21 protein-coding genes are annotated in these 23,453 nt (G+C 35.5%); 7 read left to right on the forward strand and 14 right to left on the reverse strand.

Annotated features, from left to right (window positions below):
- Positions 1-52: 52 nt before the first annotated feature.
- The 4 genes from NLF99_RS05575 to NLF99_RS05590 form a co-directional block, all read right to left on the reverse strand.
- Positions 53-1,060, reverse strand: coding sequence for a YCF48-related protein (locus NLF99_RS05575; RefSeq protein ID WP_254527048.1), 1,008 nt, complete (start codon positions 1,058-1,060; stop codon positions 53-55).
- Position 1,061: 1 nt separating this feature from the next.
- Positions 1,062-1,724 carry a YceH family protein gene (locus NLF99_RS05580; RefSeq protein WP_254527050.1) on the reverse strand — a complete coding sequence of 221 codons (663 nt, stop codon included), beginning with the start codon at positions 1,722-1,724 and terminating at the stop codon, positions 1,062-1,064.
- A gap of 175 nt (positions 1,725-1,899) precedes the next feature.
- Positions 1,900-2,145 carry a hypothetical protein gene (locus NLF99_RS05585; RefSeq protein WP_254527051.1) on the reverse strand — a complete coding sequence of 82 codons (246 nt, stop codon included), beginning with the start codon at positions 2,143-2,145 and terminating at the stop codon, positions 1,900-1,902.
- Between the two features lie 348 nt (positions 2,146-2,493).
- A complete protein-coding gene (locus NLF99_RS05590) occupies positions 2,494-3,168 on the reverse strand; it encodes an Ig-like domain-containing protein (protein ID WP_254527052.1) in 675 nt (224 codons plus the stop codon).
- A gap of 139 nt (positions 3,169-3,307) precedes the next feature.
- Here NLF99_RS05590 and NLF99_RS05595 point away from each other — a divergent pair, with 139 nt between their 5' ends.
- The gene (locus NLF99_RS05595; protein WP_254527054.1) at positions 3,308-3,751 is read left to right on the forward strand and encodes a hypothetical protein; all 444 of its coding nucleotides are present in this window, start codon (positions 3,308-3,310) and stop codon (positions 3,749-3,751) included.
- 62 nt (positions 3,752-3,813) lie between these two features.
- Here NLF99_RS05595 and NLF99_RS05600 read toward each other — a convergent pair whose 3' ends face one another.
- Positions 3,814-4,989, reverse strand: coding sequence for a basic secretory protein-like protein (locus tag NLF99_RS05600; protein ID WP_254527057.1), 1,176 nt, complete (start codon positions 4,987-4,989; stop codon positions 3,814-3,816).
- Positions 4,990-5,379: 390 nt separating this feature from the next.
- Between NLF99_RS05600 and NLF99_RS05605 the strand changes: the two genes are divergently transcribed.
- Positions 5,380-5,814: a hypothetical protein gene (locus NLF99_RS05605; protein ID WP_254527058.1), complete on the forward strand. Its 435-nt coding sequence runs from the start codon at positions 5,380-5,382 to the stop codon at positions 5,812-5,814.
- A 65-nt stretch (positions 5,815-5,879) separates the two neighbouring features.
- Here NLF99_RS05605 and NLF99_RS05610 read toward each other — a convergent pair whose 3' ends face one another.
- Complete coding sequence (locus tag NLF99_RS05610; RefSeq protein WP_254527059.1) at positions 5,880-6,593, reverse strand: hypothetical protein; 714 nt, start codon at positions 6,591-6,593, stop codon at positions 5,880-5,882.
- Between the two features lie 185 nt (positions 6,594-6,778).
- Here NLF99_RS05610 and NLF99_RS05615 point away from each other — a divergent pair, with 185 nt between their 5' ends.
- Positions 6,779-8,872 (forward strand): heavy metal translocating P-type ATPase, encoded by a 2,094-nt coding sequence (locus NLF99_RS05615; RefSeq protein ID WP_254527061.1) that lies wholly within the window; start codon positions 6,779-6,781, stop codon positions 8,870-8,872.
- Between the two features lie 55 nt (positions 8,873-8,927).
- On the opposite strand, the gene NLF99_RS05620 is transcribed toward NLF99_RS05615, so the two are convergent.
- The 5 genes from NLF99_RS05620 to NLF99_RS05640 all read right to left on the reverse strand — a co-directional run bounded on the left by NLF99_RS05620 (position 8,928) and on the right by NLF99_RS05640 (position 12,964).
- A complete protein-coding gene (locus NLF99_RS05620; RefSeq protein ID WP_254527062.1) occupies positions 8,928-9,755 on the reverse strand; it encodes a hypothetical protein in 828 nt (275 codons plus the stop codon).
- Between the two features lie 105 nt (positions 9,756-9,860).
- Entirely contained in the window at positions 9,861-11,396 is a 1,536-nt protein-coding gene (locus tag NLF99_RS05625; protein ID WP_254527063.1) for an MFS transporter, read from the reverse strand.
- On the reverse strand, positions 11,397-11,735 hold the full coding sequence (locus tag NLF99_RS05630; RefSeq protein ID WP_254527068.1) for an efflux RND transporter periplasmic adaptor subunit: 339 nt from the start codon (positions 11,733-11,735) through the stop codon (positions 11,397-11,399).
- The gene (locus NLF99_RS05635) at positions 11,678-12,466 is read right to left on the reverse strand and encodes an HlyD family secretion protein (RefSeq protein ID WP_254527070.1); all 789 of its coding nucleotides are present in this window, start codon (positions 12,464-12,466) and stop codon (positions 11,678-11,680) included. The genes NLF99_RS05630 and NLF99_RS05635 overlap by 58 nt, the downstream gene beginning before the upstream one ends.
- Positions 12,467-12,526: 60 nt before the next feature.
- Positions 12,527-12,964, reverse strand: a complete 438-nt coding sequence (locus tag NLF99_RS05640; RefSeq protein ID WP_185214405.1) for a MarR family winged helix-turn-helix transcriptional regulator — start codon at positions 12,962-12,964, stop codon at positions 12,527-12,529.
- 122 nt (positions 12,965-13,086) lie between these two features.
- On the opposite strand from NLF99_RS05640, the gene NLF99_RS05645 reads away from it, so the two are divergent.
- Positions 13,087-13,854 (forward strand): DUF3050 domain-containing protein, encoded by a 768-nt coding sequence (locus tag NLF99_RS05645; RefSeq protein WP_254527072.1) that lies wholly within the window; start codon positions 13,087-13,089, stop codon positions 13,852-13,854.
- Between the two features lie 53 nt (positions 13,855-13,907).
- Here NLF99_RS05645 and NLF99_RS05650 read toward each other — a convergent pair whose 3' ends face one another.
- From NLF99_RS05650 to NLF99_RS05660, 3 genes are all read right to left on the reverse strand, one after another.
- Complete coding sequence (locus NLF99_RS05650; RefSeq protein WP_254527073.1) at positions 13,908-14,681, reverse strand: DUF4382 domain-containing protein; 774 nt, start codon at positions 14,679-14,681, stop codon at positions 13,908-13,910.
- Positions 14,682-14,756: 75 nt separating this feature from the next.
- Complete coding sequence (locus NLF99_RS05655; RefSeq protein WP_254527075.1) at positions 14,757-16,553, reverse strand: glycoside hydrolase family 15 protein; 1,797 nt, start codon at positions 16,551-16,553, stop codon at positions 14,757-14,759.
- Positions 16,554-16,566: 13 nt separating this feature from the next.
- Positions 16,567-18,765 carry a bifunctional alpha,alpha-trehalose-phosphate synthase (UDP-forming)/trehalose-phosphatase gene (locus tag NLF99_RS05660; RefSeq protein WP_254527078.1) on the reverse strand — a complete coding sequence of 733 codons (2,199 nt, stop codon included), beginning with the start codon at positions 18,763-18,765 and terminating at the stop codon, positions 16,567-16,569.
- Positions 18,766-19,385: 620 nt separating this feature from the next.
- Here NLF99_RS05660 and NLF99_RS05665 point away from each other — a divergent pair.
- Genes NLF99_RS05665 through NLF99_RS05675 form a run of 3 tightly spaced genes read left to right on the forward strand, consistent with a single transcriptional unit; the run spans position 19,386 to position 22,953 of the window.
- Complete coding sequence (locus tag NLF99_RS05665; RefSeq protein ID WP_254527080.1) at positions 19,386-20,324, forward strand: AraC family transcriptional regulator; 939 nt, start codon at positions 19,386-19,388, stop codon at positions 20,322-20,324.
- Between the two features lie 3 nt (positions 20,325-20,327).
- Positions 20,328-21,419 (forward strand): helix-turn-helix domain-containing protein, encoded by a 1,092-nt coding sequence (locus NLF99_RS05670; RefSeq protein WP_254527086.1) that lies wholly within the window; start codon positions 20,328-20,330, stop codon positions 21,417-21,419.
- A gap of 1 nt (position 21,420) precedes the next feature.
- Positions 21,421-22,953, forward strand: coding sequence for an AraC family transcriptional regulator (locus tag NLF99_RS05675; RefSeq protein ID WP_254527088.1), 1,533 nt, complete (start codon positions 21,421-21,423; stop codon positions 22,951-22,953).
- The last annotated feature ends 500 nt before the right edge of the window (positions 22,954-23,453 follow it).

The following is a 23,453-nucleotide window of genomic DNA, read 5'->3' on the forward strand; positions in this document are numbered from 1 at the left end:
ACATATAAAAAGCCCGATATCATTTATCGGGCTTTGATTTTTAATAATCTTTCTATAAAGTCAATCCGACAACATTTCCACTACTTCCTGCTAAATAAATAAGCTTTTTATTGAAAGAAACGGCAATGACATTAAAACTTTCAGTCGAAATATTTTCCCATGTCTTTCCTCCATCTTTGGAAATATCAGTTCCCGATGTTCCAGTGGCAACCAATATTTCAGGACTAATGTATTTTACGGACGATCGATATCCATGAACTGGAATTTCAGGTTTATCCCATGATAATCCAGCATTATGGGTCAGAAGAATGTTATTGCTGTTGTCCTTATCTGAGGTATAGTTTCCACCTACAACAACACCAACACGCTCATTGAGGAAATCAATGGAAAATATTCCAGTACTGGCAGAACCAGACCAGATAGGAACATCCTGAACGTCCAGCTTTCTTTCCTTTTCACTTCTTTTCATCAAACTTGAATAAGTGCCTCCAGTACCAATATATAACCAATCATTGATGACCTGAAGAGAAGACCCACTTGCTGCAAATGCCGCTTCCCCGGGCTCCGCAAACAAATGAATTTCTTCAGTCACATCTGTCCAAGTTTTGCCTTTATTGTCACTCTTCAGCAATTGAAATTGTCCATTGATGGGATCACCTAATATATAACCTGTTTTTCCCTTGAAGTCCATTCCATCTAAAAAGATAGCAGGATCCTCATTCTTATATGTTTCTGTCCAAGTTTTCCCAGCATCTTTCGTATGTAATACTACTGCAGGTGCTCCAGCGCTGACAATAACTGCTTCTTTGGCACTGAAAACCTCAATATCCCTGAAATCAAATTTTTCATATCCTTTCGGCGAAATCCATTCCCAGCTTTTGCCGGAATCAATAGATCTTCCAACCGTTCCATTGCTTCCACTTACCCAAACAACCTTATTTTTATAGGTTTCCAACCCCCTAAAACTAGCCTTGTTACCAGAAGTTAGGGTTTGAAAGGATTGGGAATAAGCTTGAAAGGCGAAAAGACAAACTGCAGAAATTAGAAAATATCTTTTCATACTATGATAGTTGCTTCATTAATTCATCAAATTCAGCCCGAAGGGTATTAAGTTGCTCTTCTAGTTGGGCTACTTTTTCTTCTAGCTGCGCAATTGCCGTATTATTGGTTGTTGATGGACTTGAGGGAGCCTCTTCCTCATAAGAATCCTCATCAAAGTCTGCAAAGAGATGGATATATCTTACTTCCTTTTGGCCTGGACGTTTTGATAATTGTTTGATGTACAAAGGTTTAGAGGTACTTAGTTTTTGAAGGAGTTCCTGTACCTCATCAAGATTTTCAAATTCATATAGACGACCAGAATTGCTATTGATTTCACCAGCTGTTAAAGGTCCTCGAAGAAATAATAGACAGATTATTGCTAATTCTTGGGGTAATAAGGGAAATTGAATCGCCAAGTTGTGTTTATATTTTGTAACTCGACTACCACCACCAACAACAGTTGAAATCAATCCTTTTTTCTTCAATCCGTCCAAAACTTGGATAACCAGATTTTCTTCATATTGAACTACGGGCTTTCTTGAACTTTTTTGATTACAGGCAGTCAACAGACCATTAAGGGTCATTGGATAATATTCTGGAGTAGTCTTAGATTTTTCTAATAATGATCCCAATACTCTAATTTCTTCAGGGCTTAAAATTGGTAATGATTTAGTTTCTTCCATATATTAAATTCATCTGTGTTAATAAATATACAGATTAATAGGAGAAAGGGGAGAGGATTGGATAAATTCCCACTAAATAATGGGCAATTAATACAGAAAAAGGAAGAACAGGCTATAATTTTAATAGCCTGTTCTTCCTCTTAAGTACAGATGTTTTTTTAGAATGGCTAATGCCTTATTCTACGTCCATAAATTGAGCGATTTCTTCTCTAATTTCAGACGGTAACATCATATAGATTTCTTTTTTCAAAGTGACTTGTTCTCCCTGAATAGTTGAGATTTTGCCATCATAGCTAATAATAGATTCAAAACCCCCAATTAACCATTTTCCATCTTTTTCAAGATAGTCCCGGTGTTTTTCATCTAATTTCTTTAATTCTTTAATTATTGCTTCTCTATTAAAGTTTTGGTTCTTTACCATATTGAAAAATCCTTTTAAGTTGATTATTATTGGAAAAAGGAAAGTACCTTTTGGAATTGTGCTCCTTGATTCAAACAATTATCAAATGTTCAACAACTACGGATACGCTTATGAAAATATTGTGCCAATTATGTAGAAAGGTTATTAAAAAATTTACAAATAATCCGAGGTTAACATAGCGCTAACAAGAAGCTTGATAAATTAACTTTAATGAATTTTCTTTTGAATCGTGTTTAATTTTTTATTAGTGTGAAATCCAATAAAATGTACAGTCCTAATAATTGACGATAAATTGTATCTTATTAATAACAGATTTTGAAAAGAAATATTGCATGAATTCTGCAATTGTTAACTTTTCTTTTTCTCATATACGGCATACCTCCCATTAAACTGATCCTTAGTAGATACGGCTATCACTATTTTCCGCTTTTGGTCCGTGAAGTAATAATCATCTTTATCCGTACCTATTGCCTCATATCGCTCTTGATAAAAGGCCAGAATATAATCAATGTCGATACTTGGATCATTTTTAAATCGCACAATTGCATAAGCGCATTTTCCTCCTTGAAAGACATAATACAAGGATTCCACATAAGGTGAATCAGTTTCAAATGAAAGAGCCGGGCCTGAGTCATTCAGTAAATTCCTTTTTTCTAAATCTTTGATTTGTTCCTTAGAGCCACCAAATTTAATCACAGGCTCTGGGATATCCGTTATCTTAGGGATAACGGTTATTTCAGTGCTGTTCTTTTTACCTTCATTTGTTGCATTTATCTTTACTTTTCCAATATGATGGGCAGTAAAGAGACCTTCTTCGTCGATGGTCCCAACATACTTATTTGAACTTTTCCATTTCGTGTTTTTATCATTCGACTTTAATTGAAGCGTTTCCCCCACATATAATTTTGAGGCTTGATTTTTTGGTTCTATATCTTCATCGAGGATACCTTCTTTAACACATGAACTCAAAAAAATAGGGAAAAGGATAATAATAATGGTCTTTAAATAGTGTTGTCTTGCCATAGCCTTATATATTTATTTGTCTATAAGGTAGTTCAATTAAATTAATCAATAGTTAAAATAATAATAATTAATGCTTTCTCTAATGGATTCCTTATTTTAGAAATATTTAGGAAAGTGAAAAACATAATATTTTGATAGTATGATGAAAAAAAATGAAAAGATACTCAATCTTATTCAGGTGTTGATGAACAACCAAATGTTGTCTGATTTCTTAAAGGAATATGATTACTCAGTGAATTTGTTTGGTTTAAAAATATCAGATTCAAGACATTATTTTTTGAGATTATCCCAACCAAAAGATGAAATAATTTTATGGATGCAAGAGGAGTACATCCCTAAGCTGGATCATACAGGAAAATGGATTCAATATCCTGCAATTGAGAATCCTCGGGTAGAACGTATTGAAGCCTCAACCAAATACATACCTACAGATTTGACATACGAAGAGTTTAAAAATAACTTGGTACAATTTTTTGAGCAGTTGAAAAAATACCAGGCAAACCATCTCCAGCATGTAAGTCATGAAAAGTTGAACCAGAGCATTGATGATTTAATTGCAGAAATAAATTCCTTGAGCAAATAAAAACAACTTTAGAGGCATAAAAAATGGGCTATAAATTATAGCCCATTTTTTATGTGATGAATTTAGATTGCTGGATTCTGTGCATATTCTTTCCAGACATCTTGAATGTTCTTTCCAAGCGATTGCACAAAAAAATCATTGTAGTTAGTGCCATTGATCAAGGCATTGTTCAATTCTTTTACAAAATTCTTGTTCTTATGTGTTTCAATCCATAACAGGAATCGACCGGTAATTCCATAGCTGCCATCATAGTTATGTTCTGGTTTGTAATCTTGTAATGTCCATGGATCAGGTTCATCTATACCATAATGATACCTTACATTGTCTGCAATGCCTTCAACTAGCCATCCAGGTACCGAACCTTTATAATCCTGTTGTATATGGTGCATGGTCTCATGGACAACGACATCACCGTCTTTCGGATTTCCTTCCATGTATTTGAAGCCAAAAACCACGACCTCACCCCAGGCATAAGCAGCACCATCATAAGTAGGATCAATGATGAAGTACATTTTCTTTTTCGCATTCGGATTAAAATCATTGAGAAGCTTTGGATAGACCGTAAAGTAAGTGTTCATCAATCTTTCCTGATATTCCAATTGTGATTTATTGGAATGATTGATAAAAACCAAGGAGACATTGTTTTTGGTCAAGCTATCAATCTTTTGGATAGGTTCCTGTTTTTGACTTGAAGGTGGCATCTGGATCAGCCTGAACTCTGAAGCCTGGAACATATTGTCATTGTAAAGCTTTGAGATAGACCATTTGTAATGGGTGAATTTCTCCTCATTCTTGAAAAAGAAACTGTAGGTATTCCTTCTTTTTCTGAATTGCATGCCCATATGGCTATCCAGTTCTTTCCAGGTCTGACCATCATTGGACCCATAAAATTTCCAATCCATCGGATCACGGCCGTCAAAATCATTTCCTGTGGTAAAATCATACCCCGCAACAAGCTTCGCCGTATCAAATTGGAATTTGATATCTAATGTCTTAAAGTTTTTTGCGAGGAACTTCGTCGTGCTGTCACCGTCAGTTAATTTGGTTGAGCCTTCCTGCCCATTAGCCCCATCTGGATTTTCTATGCTTACGGTTACTCTAGCATCAGTGGTAATGTCCTTAATTTCAATTTTTTCCAATTCAGGGTCAGGTTGGTCCAGGAAACTGTCTTTGCTACAACTGCTGTAGATAACTGAACAAAATAGGGCAAAAGTCAAGCTTTGCAGTTTGGTTTTCATTTTTAGCATATAATTTTAAGTTTAGTTTATAATCACGCTAGTTATTGCTGTTATGTTAAATTAACGCTAAATCTAGTAAAATCTTATGCCTGTCATGAGCTAAATCGCGTTAGCCTGAAAAGGTTTTTCCTGAATTCTTCGTTTCTATTAATTCTTAGGCTTTTTTTACTTAAAAAAATTGAACCCCCATAGCTGGAGATAGCAAATATGCTAAAGCTAGTTTAGCAATTGAAATTTAGATTAAAAGTGGCTTTTAAGGCCAAATTCCTTGAAATCGAACTTTTGCAAACATATAGCTACAAATTATTTTTAAGTAGGGTAGAGCAGGTCCAAATATTAAATTGTTATTAATTTTTGTTCTACTTTTGAGCATTATTATATTAATAAGGTATGAAAAAGTTAAGTATATTATTGTTGTTTGCTGTATTATTTATCTCTTGTGAAAAGGACAATGGAGTTGTTCCTGAAAAATTAAAAGAGGAAGTATTATCAGATCTTAAAGGTAAAGTGTTTACAGCTTATGAAGCTCAAATGTCTTCCGAGAGTACAGGTCCAGTAATGTTGGAGCCGAATCAAGGTTACTTTACTAAAATGGAGTTTGTAGGTACTGTGATTGAGATGACCGGGGCGGATGGAACAAAATCTAGATACGGTTTTGAGATCAATAATGCGAACAGAGGCAGCACTGAATTGCCTGATATCTTTACACTAGCAATGAAATCTAACTTTCAAGAATTTTACATTTTATTAAGTAGAGATTATTCCAATGCTACTGTGCTCCTTACGGATGCGGGTAAAAGCTATAGCGTTAGCTTAATGAAATAATTATAAATACTTACTGAACAACATATTGATGCCCGATTAAATTATAATCGGGCATTTATTTTTTCTTAATATTCCCATCCTATAAATCGCTGGGTTAACTTATTCCTCTCAAACACCCAAACGACATGATTTGTGCAAGCCCCATCTCCAATCTCTTGCACAGCCAGATAGACATTTCCCAGTTTATAATAGTCAAAAGATTGCCTAGCTGAGCCAATTCCCAACAATAGTTCTGTTGGTATTGAAACTTTGGTTCCTTTGATAGTTGCATCCGCCTTTTCTATTAATTCATTTGGAATTCCACAATCCGCCAGATAATAATAGATTCCATTTATTGACTTGATGGCAGTGGAGTTCTCATCATAGTATGCTATCTTTTTCCCCTTCAGGTTTGCTGGCTTTATTAAATATTGCATGGAAAAATCTGCTTTCCTTGGCTTCTCCAGTTTGTTTAGTGCCAATAGTTGGGAATTATGGATATATCCAGCCTTAAGCGGTTTTTCATCCTTTATTTCAACGATGGAAAAAGGCAGGTTTTCATAATATAGAATCTTGATCCATTGATCTTTTGCTAGATCTTGTTCTTCAACCTGATCTATCAACACAACTGTATTGTTCTTCAATTGGTTTTGAATTTTCCCTTTTGAATCTGCTGATTCCCTTACATTCGAATACCCCTCCTTACTCTGAATAAGATATGGTTGTGCCCAGGAATCTAACGGATTAAATATTGATAGCAACAATAGTGTAATCCAATAATATAATTGATAGTATTTCATGATTTTCTTTTGTGTTTTTTTGCTTATGCAATTTATAATTATTGGAAATAGGTCCTAAATAAAACCTATATACATTTTGTTTACATCTTTAAAAATGCACTATTAAAACAAATTCAAGGTTTATTTGGTTGATAAGCTAAGCTTTTAGATTTAAATAGGTTAAATTTAGGAGAGGATAATACTTTATGGATCACAAACATATTTTTGATAAAGATGGCAATTGCGAAATCTGTAGTCAGACGGTGAAGGTTTATAAAAATGCCAATGCTGATGACTTACTTAAACAGACCCAAAACCATAGGAGCCATCAAGGAAATAATAGTCATAAGTTGGATCATCAACATGCTGAAGATGATGGCCACGATCATGAGCATAATCATTCTCATGACAATAATGCCAGTACATTTGAACTTTTCAGACCAGCTATAATCAGTTTTGTCTTTTTGATTTCCGGAATTCTATTCGATTATGTTTTTCATTTCCCTTGGTTTCAGGGCTGGCTGCGTTTGGTCTGGTATTTATTGGCCTATTTACCTGTTGGGCTTCCAGTCTTAAAAGACGCTTTTAAAAGTATTTCAAAAGGCAATTTTTTCTCAGAATTCTTCTTGATGGGGATTGCAACAATTGGAGCTTTTGCCATTGGTGAATATCCGGAAGGGGTCGCTGTAATGCTTTTTTATTCGGTTGGTGAAGCTTTCCAAACCATGGCGGTTTCCAAGGCAAAAGCCAACATTAAATCTTTATTGGATCAAAGACCCGATGAAGCGACCGTTCTTAGGAATGGAAAAACTGAACTGATCAAAGCTGAATTGGTGAAAGTGGGAGATATTGTCCAATTAAAACCCGGTGAAAAATTAGCCTTAGATGGTAAGTTAATTTCAGTATCCGGCACTTTTAATACCGCAGCATTGACAGGAGAGAGCAAACCAGACTCTAAAGCTAAAGGCGATTCCGTGCTTGCCGGAATGATAAACCTGCAAACCGTTTCTGAAGTTGAAATTACAACAGTATATGAGGACAGTAAACTGAGTAAGATCCTGGAAATGGTTCAGCATGCCAGTACCCAAAAAGCACCTACAGAACTGTTTATTTCAAAATTCGCCAAAATCTATACCCCTATAGTGGTGTTCCTGGCAATTGGAATAGCATTGATCCCATATTTCTTTGTGGCAGACTATGTTTTTCAAGATTGGCTATATAGGGCATTGATATTCTTGGTCGTTTCATGCCCTTGTGCCTTGGTTATTTCGATTCCATTGGGCTATTTTGGTGGAATAGGTGCCGCTAGCAGACATGGGATTTTAGTCAAAGGAGGAAACTTTCTGGATACCTTGGCAGCCGTGAAGCATGTTGTTATGGATAAAACAGGAACCATGACCGAAGGTGTTTTTAAGGTTAATGATGTCAAGTTCGATCCATCCGCCCTTCAGGAGCAGATATTGGAGTATGTCAATGAAATCGAGAGCAAAAGTACACATCCTGTAGCAACGGCAATCCATGAATATGTAGGAGAGGTGAAGGGTCATCTCAACCTCGATCATGTTGAAGAAATTGCTGGCCACGGACTGAAAGCAAAAATTGATGGCAAAGAAGTATTGGTAGGTAATTTTAAGTTACTTGACCAGCATCAGGTTTCCTATCCTAATGCAGATAAAGAAATTGTTTATACCACCATTGCTATTGCAGTCGATCGGAAGTATATAGGCTATATAAGCATAGCTGATAAAATAAAGGATGGTGCACAGGACACCATAAATGCGCTGCATAGCGAAGGAATCAAAGTGACCATGTTAAGTGGTGATAAATCCACTGTTGTAAATGAGGTTGCAAAGAACCTGAAGATCGATTCTGCCTATGGTGATCTTCTACCAGAAGATAAGGTTGAAAAACTGAAGGAGGTCAAAGCAAGAGATCGAATCGTTGCCTTTGTAGGTGACGGTGTAAATGATGCCCCTGTTGTTGCGTTAAGTGATGTAGGAATCGCCATGGGAGGTTTAGGCTCGGATGCCACCATCGAAACTGCAGATGTGGTTATTCAAGATGATAGACCAATTAAGATCCCTATGTCCATTAAAATCGGAAGAAAAACGAAGAAAATTGTATGGCAGAATATAGGTTTGGCATTTGCTGTTAAAGCTATTGTACTGATTTTGGGAGCTGGAGGTGTAGCAACCATGTGGGAAGCTGTTTTCGCCGATGTAGGTGTGGCATTATTGGCCATTTTGAATGCCGTACGGATCCAAAGGACAGATTTTAGCAAAGATTTTAACAAAATATAATAGAAAAGGGAACAAACACTTGAGTTTGTTCCCTTTCCATAATAATTTTATATCCTTATTTATCACTTGATTGATCGTGATGTTGATGTTGATGTTGATGAACCTTTCCGAGGGTTGGATTATAGGAGTTGTTAATTACTAAATACAAACCTTCATTGTTCGTTATTTTAATGTTGTCGGTATTTCGATCAAAATCAATGTTCAATATGGATTTACCATCTTCTGAAATAAAATTATGGGTATTCCAGATCCCTCTCTTTGTCGATAAGATTTTTCCATTAGAGTAGGTAGCCTCCCAAACAAAAATCTTTTGCTTTTTTATCTCTGCCACATTATTTTGATTATCCTTGATCTCGAAACCCGATTTTATTTTTTTTATGGTTAATTGATATCCTGATTCTGAATGTATTTCTTTTAAATTCGACATCCGATCAAAGGTCAGATGATATACCTCACCAGCTTCATCACGAATCACCATTTGATTATTAGCCTCTTTGAAACTTGACATAGTATTTCCGTTAAAACCACGGAAAAAAGAGGTGCCATCGCTTTCAATTTCAATTTCAGCCTCATTCCCGTCAAGATCTCTCAGGCCCATTAGATTATAATAGCGATTCGATATTTTTAGGTATTTGCTGTCTGAAAATCCAAAATATCCATCATCAGATAAAACCATCATTAACCCCAGGATACCATAATTATTGCTAGAGTATACCCTGGTATATGGAAAATCCATTAATTTCTGCTGTACAATGCGATCAAAGATCACGTTGTTCTTATGGAATACAGAGGAATCAGGCAATTGTTGGTTTTCAATTTCCTGACCCATAGAAGTTAAAGAAAACATTAGAAAAAGGATGCTGATGAATATGGAATTTTTCATAATACGATAGAATTGATTTGGCATACGGCTTATATTATTATTCAATTAATAACCTTGTTTCAGTATGGACTGCCACGGCGATCTAAAGTTTAACTGAAAATAAAATTAAGACATCGGGGTAGCCTGAATCAATTCTTTCGAATTTTTCTTTGTTCCCCAGTTAAAAATATGTCTTACTGTGGATGAGTGATAGGGGATTAATGCTATAATGATAATAACCAATATATTAATGATACATAGGTAAAGATATAGATCATGTAAACCCAATAAGTTTGCTTGTTTTTGGAAGTTTACTAATACCGTTCGATCTACTTTTTCTCCAGACTCAAAAACTTCCGCCAATCTTGTCTGATGGATAAATTGTAATTTATTAAACCAATTACTGATTACACTGGACCAGAAAACAGTTACAAAAAATGTCCTGATCAAAAGGAACATAACAATGCTCTGTAAAAAGGCTTTTCCATTCACATTACCTGCTAGATAAACAGCTGTCGAAATAAATGAGATTATCACAGCCATTCCTCTCAGTATGATTGGTAGAATTAAATAATGTAAAGGGGTATTGATATTGATCAGATTGTACAATAAGATATTGGAAATTAAATAGAGAGAGGCAGAAATTAAAAAGATAGCTTTACATTTTTTGGTCTGCTTGAAATATAAATACACCAATATACTCCCCAAGAAATATCCAACAATTACATAGGCATTGATTTCTGCTTGTTTAGTAGGATTTGAGGGTAAAAGTACATTCATTAGATTGCTCAGCAAACTTGTATTGGAATAAAATATCCCCAAAATAAACACGGTAAATAGAGTTAAGAATGTGGCTTTGTTCCTAATAACTGAAAAGCTGATAATCTTTCTCTTTTTCTTGAAATTCCGATTAAAGAATAAGATAAAAAATACAATGGTCAACACTATTGCCAATATGATACTCTTGCTGGTCAACCAATTGTTTTGTAAACCATAGCTTGCAACAAACGAAAAACAGAGCAAACTGGATGCTAATAAGATGGTTCCCAACCAATCGTATTGAAACAATGGCACCTTCTTGATATGTTGTGTTTTAAAGCAGATAATGACGATCAGGAAGGATATAAGAAGCATTAAGGTCTGGAAATAATAGCCAAGTTCCCAATGTTGCTTGGCAAGATAGGCAGCTATCAAACCTCCTAAAATGGGAAAGATCAGGTTCATCGGATAATAGATGGCATACATTTGATACCTTTCCCCGGTGGGCATCAAGAATGGCATCAGCTCTGATATCAAAGCCATGGTTAATATGATTTTCACACAGCCGAACACAAACATCAACATCACATTGATCAATGGCGCTTGATTTAATGCCAAGCCTATGTTAATGACCATTAATAAGATCAAACAGAATATTATTAACCTTTTCTTCGGCATATAGATGGTCAGTCTAAAGATCAAGGAAATTGAACAGACCATGCCGGCACAATACGCGTACATTGCCATGGATAGATCAGCTGAACTTGCCGCTTGATCTGAAATGATATAGATATAGATGCTGTTTGGAATTCCACTACAAAAGGATAAGGAAACCGCTATTAATAGCAGTATGCTTAGTTTATACTTTTGAGGGACCCAATCTCTAAATAAACTATTGCTCATCTATATCGAATTAACCACCACATTAAGCCCTACCATCAGTTTTTTTAAATCTTCAACTTTGTTGTCCTTTGAAAATTCTATCCTTACAGGTATCCGTTGTTGAACTTTTACAAAATTACCGGTACTGTTGTCCACTGGGATACTGGAATATTTTGAACCCGTAGCTTCGGAAATAGCCTTTATCTCACCCACAAAAACAACATGGGGAATAGCATCCACAGATAGCTTTACTTTCTTGCCAAGGACAATTTGTTTCATCTGATTTTCGGTGTAATTTGCTGTTACCCACTTCTGTTGATCCCTAACGATATTGAATAATTGCTGTCCTGATTGGACCAATTGGCCTTCTCCAAACTTACCCTGCCCAAAATGCCATCATAAGGGGCTACAATCACGGTATAGGATAAATTAAGTTTGGCCAGATCGAGCGAAGCCTTGGCCCTTAAGATCGCAGCTTCATTGATCCCTGTTTTCCTACTGGTTTCTTGTGTAGTTAAATGGGAGCTTACCTTTAGCGCAGACAATGCTTTATATTTTGCTTTTAGGGATTCATATTCGGTTTTTACCTGTTCAAATTGATACACTGCTATGGCATCCTTATCCATCAGATCCTTGAACCGCTTATAATTGACCTCAGCATTTTCCAAGCGGGTCTTGAGTTCCTCTATGTTCGCATCCGCGATGTTTTGGCTATTTCTTGCTATTTCGACCTCGGTTCTTACTACGGAATTGCCTGCTTTGGCATCAGCTAGAGCAGCCAAGGCATTTTCCACCTGAATTTTATACTCATCATTTTCTAAGACCACTAATGTATCTCCTTTATGCACTGTCTGATGTTCCTGAAACCGGATTTTCTTAATATAGCTGGTGATTTTTGTGCTTACAGGATTGATATGTCCATCGATTTGTGCATCCTCTGTGAAAACACTGTTATTTAACTGTAAATAGCTAAGTATGCCCCAACCTATAGCTGCCAAAACAATCAGTACGGAAAGGATATTGATACCATAGATCTTGATCCTTCGGTTTCTTTCTTTTTGATTGATTGCTTTATTTGTTTCTGTGCTCATCTATTAATGTAATATATTCTTAAAATTAGTTTGATATTGAACTATTCCTCCAAAAAAACACTATTCAATAGCGCTTTTGATCAATCTTAATTGATTACTGATTTCTGAAATATCTTTGATTTGGGAGTTCTTCATGATCTTTTCATAGAGCTCTTTTTGAACTGGCTCTAAATGCGACTGGTATTCCCAACCTTTCTCTGTCAGGACAATTTTATTATTTCTCCTATCGTTGGCATCAGGTACCCTTTGAACAAGATCCCTTTTGCAGAGATTGTCAATTAATGGTGTCACGCTTGCCTTACTCTTTTGTACCTCCTCTGCAATATCCTGTTGATTAAGCTCTTTCTCTCGCCATAGAACAGCTAAAACTTGGACCATTTCATAGGTGACATCTAATTCCAACTCCTTAACTTTCTGAAAGTAAAACTGTTTTATCGCAACCCTTAACGAAATAATATCTCTGATTAAACCTTGAACTACTTTATGATCCTTTGCCATTTTCTAATATTTTGCACAAAGTTAAACATAAGATAGTTAAACATCAAACTAATTATTGTAAGCTTTTTGCAATTTATTCCTTTAATGGACTAAAAAATAGGTGCTATTCCTACCTTTGGGCCATGAAAAATAATGTTCAAGCAATAAACGAGTATATTCAAGCTGAAAGAAATCATCTACTAAACCACGAATTATATCATAAAATTCAAAAGGTTACCGATTTACAGAAATTTACCGAAGGGCATGTCTATGCAGTGTGGGACTTCATGTCTCTGTTGAAAGCATTGCAGATCAAATTAACCTGTACCACGATTCCTTGGTTTGCAAGCCCGTCACCCATAACCAGATATTTGATCAATGAAATTGTTCTTGCTGAAGAATCAGATGAATATATTGATGGTCAACGATTAAGCCATTTTGAAATGTATATCGATGCCATGAAAGGGATAGGGGCGGATGTGAATCCTATATTGGACCTGATCCAAAACCTTCAAGCGGGAATAAAGATTAAAGATGCTTTAGATAATAGTACATTGGACAACAGAATTAAAGATTTCCTAAATTTTTCCTTTGATACTATTGAAGCAGGAGAGACCCATAAGATTGCCTCTGCATTCACATTTGGTAGAGAGGATTTGATTCCAGATATGTTCACGTCAATTCTATCTTCTTTAAAGGAACAGTTCCCCGAATCGGATTTAAAGAAGATTGAATATTATTTTCAGCGTCATATCGAATTGGATGGGGATGAACATGGACCATTAGCCATGAAGATGATCCACGAATTGGCAGATAACAACGAAGTGAAATGGAAAGAGATGGCTGATGTTGCCAAATTAGCTTTGCAATATAGAATTGGTCTTTGGGATGCCATTGCGGATTCCTTATAAAACCAAAAAAGGGATAACATAAACGTTATCCCTTTTTAATAGAGCTATTTCAATTACTTTTCTTCTAATTGAATGACCCCTAAATTTTTTGTTTGCCCCGTAGTTACCACAACATCATTGACGATTGCTGATTTAAAATTATCATTTGTCGGTTCAATTACAAGCTTATAAGTTCCTTGCATAACACCAGGAAAATAGAATTTACCCGTTGGGCCGGCCAATGTACCTAAGGTATCAGTTCCTTGAATGGCAAAGACATGAGGCATTGCAGAAATAGGCGAAATCTCACCAGTTAAAGCTCCTGATACTGCAACCGGAATGGCGCGGATCACAGGTTTCATCATATATTTACCATTTCCAGTCTGATGTATAGACTTTGATGCATCAAAATCCAAGGCTAGGGTATAGGCTACATGGGGAATTAAATCATCTTGAACTTTGATTTTGACACCTGAAGTTTGACCACTAGGTGTCTTCAAATCTTGCCTTACACCATCTACCACAATATAATTATCATCATCCAAAACCAATCTTACTTCTTGTAATCGCCCTGAAGGGACATCATGTTCGGCAAGGATCAAGTAATCTCCTTCACGATAATGTAAGATATCAAAAGGCTCAATATCAACATCAATAACCTGACGACCACCTTCTGTAATAACTTCAATATGATCGATATCTAAGATAATCTGATCATAATATGCAGGTGCATCTGTAATTTTAATGGTTACTGGTGTTGTTCCATCTGTTGTTTTCGAGTCATCAGTACTGCAACTCGATAAGCTTAAGGCAACCATAGCTACCGATAATCCAAGTAATGCTTTCATAGTAATTTTCGTTATTTCACTATTTTTAGCAAAACATGTACCATTTCAGCTATTTATGAATTTAATGTTAAGTAATTAAATTAGAAATATTGGCTTATCCAGTTTTACCGCGATTCGATATGCCGCATTCATTAATCCCACATGGCTATAAGCTTGTGGAAAATTGCCCCATTGACTACCATCTTCCTCGTTAACATCCTCAGAAAATAGCTTTAAGGAATTTCCATAGGAGAGGAGTTGCTCAAAGGTTTCCTGAGCTTCTTCCAATCGACCTACACATGCCAATGCTTCCACATACCAAAATGCACACACTAAAAAGGTTGTTTTAGGTTTTCCAAAATCATCTTGGTGCAGGTACCTGTAAAACAGTCCGTTCTTGCCCTTTAACTCTTTCTCCACAGCTTCCAAATGTTTTTTAGCTCGGTCTGAACTTGGATCCAGGTAATTCATTAAAATTAACTGTAAAGTACTCGCATCCAAATTTGAACCTTCATCTGAATTCCTGTAAACCTGCATTTCTGGATCATAACATTTTTCAATATACTCAGCTGCTTTATCCATTAATATCTTGGCCTGTTCCTCAATATCTTTGTAATTGTTCTGCTTCGCAATTTTTAAGGCAGCTGAAGCACCAGCCCATTGAAATAGATTGGAATAGGCATGATGGTTTGCAATGTTCCTGAATTCCCAGATACCGGCATCCTTTTCATCAATCGTCATCTGTATCTTCTCCAAGATATATTTCAACCAGCTTTTAGCATCTTTTCTTTCATCTTGAGGAAAGCGATAATCCGTATATAGAGGTAACATGGCGATCATGGCTTGCCCATATACATCATTTTGTATATGTTCATAAGCTTGGTTTCCAATCCTAACGGGCTTATTGCCTCTATAGCCTTCCAAATAGTCAAGCGTCGTTTCTGTCAAAACTTTACGACCTAATATCCCATATAGAGGTTGCAACCTCCCAGAATCCGATTGGGTGATATTGGTAATGTAGTTGGCAAACTCTTCGAGTTCATCAAATTTTCCGATATGGCTCAGGGCTGTTAATACGTAATAACTATCCCTGACCCAGCAATAACGGTAATCCCAATTTCTTCCCGAACCAGGTGACTCCGGTAAACTTGTTGTACTCGAAGCAATGATGGCTCCGGTATCTTCGTATTGGTGCAATTTTAAAACTAAAGCCGATCGAATGATATGGTCCTGATAGAAGTTCGGAATGTTTGCTTTTTTTGTCCAGCGCCTCCAATATATTTTGGTCTTGATCAAAAACTCTTCCGCTGTTTGTATCAATGGTGCTTCAAAACTGTTCCCATACGATAGGATCATATATTTCTTCTCGGAAAGGATAATATTGCTCTCCTCCTGATCGAAAAAATGACTGATGGGAATGTTGGTCGTCAATCTCATATGTTCTTCTGCATGCTGAAAATGAATGTGATTGCTTCCTCTGTTTTTTTTAAAATCATCTTTCCCGTAATTCGCTTTCGGATTACAGTTTACTCTTACTGCTGGATTTCCATATAGTGGCTCAACTATTCGGATCAACATCAGTGGTTTGTAATAACGATCATATTGTACAAACCGTGGGGCAAAGTCAATAACTCTGAAACCAGAATGTTCACCATTGACTTCGGTAACTAAAATATTGGTATTCTCTAAATAATATTGATTGGAGGTAATATGACTGTCGTCAAGCTTTATGTTAAATTCTCCACCTTTTTCGGTATCCAGTAAACATCCAAAAATGAAACTATCTTCAAATGTTGGCCAACATAGCCAGTTGATGTTTGTGCTTTTGTGCACATGGGCAATAAAATTACAGTTCCCAATAATACCACTATTATAAAGGTGTCTTTTATTCATAGATTTTATCTTTTTATTTTTCTAAAGAAGCCAATAACTGTAAGACTTCTTTATTATTTTCAACGTAATACTTCGCGTGAGATTGTTTGTCACCCACTTTAATTGTAATGCTATGCTCAGGTAAGGCAATAAACATATCCTCATCAGTAGCATCATCACCGATACATAAAATAAAGTCAGGGTCAATTTCATTTGCAAGGTTTATGGCCGCTTTTCCTTTGTTCACAAGTTTATTCTTGATTTCAATGACACGATCACCATTGATTAGCTGAAGGTCCAAAACTTGGTTCAAATGCCTCAATTCCTGTAAAAGCTCCTGTGCCTGTCTTAGTCCAAAGGCCCGTTCTACCTTCCTGTAATGCCATGCCAAGGAATGGGATTTTTCTTCAATTGAAGATCCAGGGGTCCTGTCTGTAAACCTTTGTAAGATTTGATTGACTTCTGTTTTCCAACTATTGCTCAGCCCTGGAACTAAATGCCATTCATGGTTGGGATAATTACTCCAGATCCCATGTTCTGCAATTAAGTAATATGGTCGGCTCCCAAACCAATTTTCTAAATTGCTATATTTCCGACCCGAAATTATGGTGACCAAGTTCCGTGGGTCATTGCTTAATTTGTCCAATACTGCATATACCTCCGTAGTGGGAACCGCTTTATCTGCATTCTTGTTGAATCCAACTAAAGTCCCATCGTAATCAAGAAGGATTAATCGTTTTTTACTTGCATTGTAACCCGATTTAATATCATTCTCAACCTTTTCACGAACCTTCCGGGCTAATTCATGCCTTTGCTCATTCTTGATTTCTTCTAAACGCTGCATAAAGAGGTTGACCCAGTGATGAACCGTGAATTTTGAAACAATGGCTTGGCTAGCATGCATCCTTTCATCTTTTTCTTCATCTTCCATGCTAATGGCATCATAAAGTGTTCTGCTGGTCCGATGCACTGCATATGGATTAATGACTAATGCATCCGATAGCTCTTTGGAGGCACCAGCGAATTCACTGATCACCAAAACCCCTTTTGTTTCCTGCTTACTTGCGATATATTCTTTCGCAACCAAGTTCATGCCATCGTACAGAGAGGTTACCCAACATACATCTGCCGCTACATATAATGCTGAAAGTGCATGGAATGGCAATGAATTATAGAAATAGGCAATTGGTTGCCAGCCTGGCTTCCCATAAACGGCATTGATGTTTCCAACCTTTCTGTCGATTTCATTCCTTAGTTTTTTATATTGATTGACTTGGTCCCGAGAAGGAACTATGAGCATATATAATAAAATTTGTCCATGTAACTCCGGATGGTCATTTAATAGAATTTCGAAGGCTGTCAATCGCTGTAAGATTCCTTTACTGTAATCCAGGCGATCTACAGATAGGATTAGTTTTTGATTGTGGTACAGTTCTTTCAGATGCTTGCTATATTCTTTCGTCTCTGTATCTAGGGCTTGGCTTTTATACTTTTCATAATCAATGCCCATTGGAAATACGTCGACCAATTCCTTTCTTCCATTTATTTTCAGGGAGTTGATATTGTTTTGGAGGTTTAAAACACCAGAACAGGAGTCCAAGAAATTATCCACGTTTTCATAGGTATGAAAACCGATCAGGTCTGCACCCAGAAGTCCTTCCAATAGTTCATCTCGCCATGGTAGCATCTTAAATAACTCGATAGGAGGAAAGGGGATATGGTGAAAATATCCAATGCTGCAGGATTCCTTAAGTTCCCTAATATAATTAGGTACTAGCATTAATTGATAATCATGGACCCAAACACGCGTATTTTGTTCTATAAAAGGCAATGCTGCTTCGGCAAATTTTTTATTTACTTCCACATAACTTAGCCAAAACTCTTGTTTCAACTCCACATAGCTTGGTCTATAGTGGCATAATGGCCAAAGAATGGCATTCGAAAAACCCTCATAGTAACCTTTGATCTCTTTTTCTGTGAGAAATATAGGGATGAGGTTCAGCTTTTTAAGCTCCTGCCTGATCAATTCTTCTTCTTTTTCATTTTTGGGGATAATCCCTGGCCAGCCAATCCACCAAGATCCATTTTCTTTATAAAAGGATCCCAGGCCAGTGGCTAATCCTCCTTCGCTGGGAGTGAACTTGAGTTTTGATTTTTTTCGTTCAATTTTTACTGGCAGGCGATTCGATATAATGAGAGTGCCCGAATCGGGTATATCTAGATTTTGTAACATATGTAATTGTAATACAATCTAAAGCCTAAATAGTTTGAATTAATGTTTAAACATTGATAAACAGCTCACTAAACCATTCCTGCCAATTTAATTTAACTTTAAAATTTGGTAATAATAATTTCATAAATCTCAACAAATTATTATATATTGTATTGAATATCTTTGAAATAGAAAAAAAATTAAGTAAAAGGGCCTGTGATTTGTTTAATTGTCATTTGCCACTTAAGTTAACCAATGAACAAGATTGATATCAGAAAACATATAGATGTTTAAACGCTGATAATTATTTTATTTTTCCTTTACATAAATAAAGGTCGTTTTTAAGCGAAGCCAATTTATATATTTTAACTATTTCTAATTATTTAAATCACTCAAAAACATTAACTAAATTCTAAGTACAGAAAATAGACTATTTCTTTAAAAAAAGGGCCTCTGGGTTCATTTTATAGATGTATGAATATTTAGATATATTTGCTGAAATAGAAGCAACCGTACCTGATATTGAATCTGTTGCTATGTGAATTGTTCAATTATTAACAGTGTTATCTAAGAGGTAGAGGCTAAGTCTACCATTTAATTTCTTACAGCTGAATAATCTGGTATTATTTAGTAAATAGTATATGAAGAAGAACCTATTTGAGATTTTATTAACCATGTTCTGTATTGGTTTAATAATCCAAATCCTAATGATGATGGAAAGTATTGAATTTCCAATATCCTTAATATTTGGGCCTCTTCTATATTTAGCCTATTTAGATCAACTTGATGTAAATATAACCTTAAGCAGAGCACTGCCTCATATTATTCCATTTACCATTGTTGCTGCCATTTTCTTTCTGGTAAAACCTTCCATTCCATCTATCTATCAACATGTTTATTTCATTTCGACGTTGATTTCGATGTTTACATATCCTTCCATTGTTATCTTTTCCAAGAAAAAAGAAAGTCTGTTTTTAAATGAAAGGAATCTGATTCTACTTGAGATACTAGCCTTACTGGGCTTTGCCATATTTTTCTTCATCAATATTATCTACATCAACCATTTATCTAACAACTTCTCCAACAGACATGCTCAATTAGTTATTGTTGCCATCCTATTGGTAAATGTGGCCGTTTTGACTTGGTTTCTTGTCAGCAATAGATTTCTGAGCAGTAGTCAAGAAAAACAACAAGCATTATCACTTGCATCTGTATATGATTTTAATATTAAGGACCAAGAATTACATCTGATCAAAAACAAGATTGCCCAGAGCATGGAACTGGAACACTTATATCTTGATGCCCATTTAACCTTGGACCGATTAAGCAAACAAACTTCTATTGATAAGGAAAAGATTGAATATTATTTAGAGATGATCCTGGATTCCAATTTTGAAGATTGGTTGGCGTCTTATCGAGTCCAACATGCTGTCAACTTAATCCATGCAGATTCTGGAAATTTAAAACTTGAATTCTTGGCGGATTTAAGTGGTTTCGATTCCAGAACTACTTTTAATAAATATTTCAAATTATATGTTGGAGAATCTCCATCTAATTATAGGAATAAATTAATTAAATAGCATATGTTGATTTTTTTCATCTACTCAGCAATTATCGTCATATGCCTCCTCAGCTATCAGATATACAGCAACCTTCCCCAAAAAGGTCTGTTTGAGAAAATCCTGTCTTTGCTGATCATTACCCTTTTGATCCATACTGTTTTTGCCGCCCTTTTCCGTGATATCATTCCAGGTTATAAATATGTGGACTTAGGAGCACCATTTGGCCTACTCTATGGACCTTTCCTATATTTTGGATATCTGGCATTTAAATATAAAAGGGTAACTGGAAAAACTATCCTAATCCATGGTTTTCCTTTTTTGATAATGTCCGTCATTTTTATCATTTTTTTATCCAGTGAATTTATTCGATTCCAATACGGTAAATTGTATTATGTTGTTCTTTACAGCATGTTCGGTTTATCCTGGATCTTATATCCAATTTCAGTATTGTTGAAAGGTAATATATCTGATTTCTTACAACTTGACACCAAAAGGCTTTACTATTACTTTATCATACTTCTATTGGTATTAGCGGCATTTATTATCCCCACCATCATGTCAAGCTTCATTGATAAATTTGATGTGGGCAAACCTGTTTCAGGAGTTACCGTGTATTTTATCATGATGATAGGGGTTAGTATGATTTACAATTATTTATTCCGAACCTTGGTTTCTCAGGTTCGGCCTCAAGGATTTCCATTGTCAAATCACAGTTTCAAGAAAAATGAAACACCGGAGTATTCATTAAAGGTCAATCAAAACGTAAAAGAATCACCATATAAAGAGAAGATCCTACAATACCTAGAAGAGAAAAGATATTTAAGTCCAGAATTTAATATTGATGTTATGGCCAGAGATTTGAAAATCTCTCGACCTTTGATTTCCCAATTTTTTAAAGATTATTTTAATCAAAATGCTTTGAAAACTATTAATGCCCTCCGTGTCGAGGAAGTGTGTAAAGAGTTGAGCAAAGAAGATTTTGATATAAATATAGATGAACTGGCATTACGCTGCGGGTTTAGTTCAAGGGCTTCATTCTATAGGAATTTTAACCTAGAAAAGAAATGTACACCTATTGAATATAGAGAAATGGTTATTCCAAATTTGAATTAATATGGGATGCATTAGGATTTTGAGCTATTTATTGCTGTGGATACTTCCTTTTCAGGTTTATTCCCAAAGGACGGTGTTTGAGAAAAGGTATGCTGCAGTTCGTTCCGAATTTCTTGCCAATAATTATGAAGAAGCCCTTCGCGTTGCGGATTCATTGGAACAAATTTCAACATCGGAAACTTCTAAAATCCGATCAAAATCTCTTTTAGCTTTAGTTCATCAAAGCATTGGAACCTATTCTATAGCAATTAATTATGCTAAACAAGCAGATCGGCTTTCTGACCTTATAGGTCTTTCGGATTTTGAAGCCAGCAGCGCATTAGTTCTTGCATCAATATACAGAGATATTGGTATACATGAAGAAGTCAGCCGATATATCCATAGAGCCAAGGCCAATATTAAATCTGTTAATGATAGCCTGGTCAGGAACCAGCTCGATATTTGGGTCCTTCAAGAAGAAGCCTATCAATACATAAATCAGAAAAGGTATGTTGATGCCTTAGAATGTATGAATTTAGCCGTTAACAAAAAAGGTTATATTGACTTTAACAACCCTCGATCCTTATTAATTAGATCCAAAAACTATTTAATAATTGCGCAATGTTACATGGAGATGGGTAATTATGAGGAAAGCCTAACGTACCTTAAAATGGTCATGGATGAAGTTTATGGCTTCGAACATATCATTAAGGCTTTTACCTATCAATTCCTGGCTGACAGCTATTTTCATTTGGGTCAACAGGAAAACGCCAGGAAGTATTTAGATCTCGTAATTCCTTATGTAAATGGGTCTAATAACCTCTACCTTAAGAAAGAATACTACTTTTTAGAAGCAAAATATCAAAGAAATATCGACAGGAATGATCTAGCTATACAATTTGTGGACAAATTCAACCAAATCGAAGAACAAAAAAGAAATAGCGCGGAGATCATTAGCAATAACCTGATTAAGGAAAACTTACAGGAAATTAAATCCCTAAAAAGAAATAATGTCATTCTGGTTTGGTCGATTGTTATCAGTATATGTGTATTTATTCTCTTTTATATGATCAAGGTAAAACCTAAATCAAATAAAAATGAAAATATTTATGCAGGTTTGGCTCCTTTGGCTGAAATTTCCAACCCGAGCAAACCTCATACGAAGGATCTGCATACTAATTTAGAGGTACAGATATCCCTGGAAACCGAAACGAGACTGGTCAAGAAGCTTAATGATCTGGAAGATGACCATTTTTTCTTGAACAAGAATATTACTTTAGGCTGGTTGAGCAATAAACTGAACAGCAATCAGAAGTATATATCCTATGTAATACGAAAATATAAGAATCAACATTTCAATGATTATATATTGAATTTGAGGATCCAATATATAGTTCAGCAATTAGAGTCCAACAAGGCTCTATTGGACTATAAACTGTCTTACCTTGCGGATATGGCTGGGTTTACATCACATAGTAAATTCACACTAGCCTTTAAATCCGTAATGGATACTACACCATCCTTATTTATTGAGGAGTTAAAACAGAAGCACTAAAATAGTTCATTGTTATTTTCTTAAAACAGCTTGTGCAAGCAGGTGAATGAATAACTTCACATTTAATTTATAGGTTAATATTATCAAATAAAAGGGGTTAGGGGGGTGGACATTCCTTAATTTTAACAGGTATTCATCTACCATTTTCACCTAATTTCTTCTACAGATCTCTTCCAATCTAAAAATCAACCAAAATATTGCAGCTCTTTAGACTAAATTTTTGCTAAAATCAACTAATTATAGCTGTTTATAACAGATAAATCAAGGATACATGGTTAAATATTCCTTGATAATGATCATAAATTGTCCAAAAGGGCGTATGTCCACCTCCATTTAAGTCTAATAATTTGCTGGAAATATTGTGCAAATTTTCAATTTCCTGAAAATCAACAATTAATATAATCAAATCAAATAGAGGCTTATAATAAATTGACAAACAGATTGTTATATAGTTTTAAGACATGTCTTATTATTGCAATTAGACAATTAAAATGTTTTAT

This window comes from Sphingobacterium sp. LZ11T8 (genome assembly GCF_024261425.1).
In the GTDB taxonomy this organism is placed as follows: domain Bacteria; phylum Bacteroidota; class Bacteroidia; order Sphingobacteriales; family Sphingobacteriaceae; genus Sphingobacterium.

What these genes read in the sequence shown, in the direction of transcription:
- NLF99_RS05600 (WP_254527057.1), bottom strand. Translation starts at nt 4,989, where the DNA reads ATGAAAACCAAACTGCAAAGCTTGACTTTTGCCCTATTTTGTTCAGTT.
- NLF99_RS05675 (WP_254527088.1), top strand. Translation starts at nt 21,421, where the DNA reads ATGGGATGCATTAGGATTTTGAGCTATTTATTGCTGTGGATACTTCCT.
- NLF99_RS05640 (WP_185214405.1), bottom strand. Translation starts at nt 12,964, where the DNA reads ATGGCAAAGGATCATAAAGTAGTTCAAGGTTTAATCAGAGATATTATT.
- NLF99_RS05595 (WP_254527054.1), top strand. Translation starts at nt 3,308, where the DNA reads ATGATGAAAAAAAATGAAAAGATACTCAATCTTATTCAGGTGTTGATG.
- NLF99_RS05655 (WP_254527075.1), bottom strand. Translation starts at nt 16,553, where the DNA reads ATGAATAAAAGACACCTTTATAATAGTGGTATTATTGGGAACTGTAAT.
- NLF99_RS05650 (WP_254527073.1), bottom strand. Translation starts at nt 14,681, where the DNA reads ATGAAAGCATTACTTGGATTATCGGTAGCTATGGTTGCCTTAAGCTTA.
- NLF99_RS05660 (WP_254527078.1), bottom strand. Translation starts at nt 18,765, where the DNA reads ATGTTACAAAATCTAGATATACCCGATTCGGGCACTCTCATTATATCG.
- NLF99_RS05645 (WP_254527072.1), top strand. Translation starts at nt 13,087, where the DNA reads ATGAAAAATAATGTTCAAGCAATAAACGAGTATATTCAAGCTGAAAGA.
- NLF99_RS05635 (WP_254527070.1), bottom strand. Translation starts at nt 12,466, where the DNA reads ATGAGCACAGAAACAAATAAAGCAATCAATCAAAAAGAAAGAAACCGA.
- NLF99_RS05605 (WP_254527058.1), top strand. Translation starts at nt 5,380, where the DNA reads ATGAAAAAGTTAAGTATATTATTGTTGTTTGCTGTATTATTTATCTCT.
- NLF99_RS05625 (WP_254527063.1), bottom strand. Translation starts at nt 11,396, where the DNA reads ATGAGCAATAGTTTATTTAGAGATTGGGTCCCTCAAAAGTATAAACTA.
- NLF99_RS05585 (WP_254527051.1), bottom strand. Translation starts at nt 2,145, where the DNA reads ATGGTAAAGAACCAAAACTTTAATAGAGAAGCAATAATTAAAGAATTA.
- NLF99_RS05670 (WP_254527086.1), top strand. Translation starts at nt 20,328, where the DNA reads ATGTTGATTTTTTTCATCTACTCAGCAATTATCGTCATATGCCTCCTC.
- NLF99_RS05610 (WP_254527059.1), bottom strand. Translation starts at nt 6,593, where the DNA reads ATGAAATACTATCAATTATATTATTGGATTACACTATTGTTGCTATCA.
- NLF99_RS05580 (WP_254527050.1), bottom strand. Translation starts at nt 1,724, where the DNA reads ATGGAAGAAACTAAATCATTACCAATTTTAAGCCCTGAAGAAATTAGA.
- NLF99_RS05575 (WP_254527048.1), bottom strand. Translation starts at nt 1,060, where the DNA reads ATGAAAAGATATTTTCTAATTTCTGCAGTTTGTCTTTTCGCCTTTCAA.
- NLF99_RS05590 (WP_254527052.1), bottom strand. Translation starts at nt 3,168, where the DNA reads ATGGCAAGACAACACTATTTAAAGACCATTATTATTATCCTTTTCCCT.
- NLF99_RS05665 (WP_254527080.1), top strand. Translation starts at nt 19,386, where the DNA reads ATGAAGAAGAACCTATTTGAGATTTTATTAACCATGTTCTGTATTGGT.
- NLF99_RS05620 (WP_254527062.1), bottom strand. Translation starts at nt 9,755, where the DNA reads ATGAAAAATTCCATATTCATCAGCATCCTTTTTCTAATGTTTTCTTTA.
- NLF99_RS05615 (WP_254527061.1), top strand. Translation starts at nt 6,779, where the DNA reads ATGGATCACAAACATATTTTTGATAAAGATGGCAATTGCGAAATCTGT.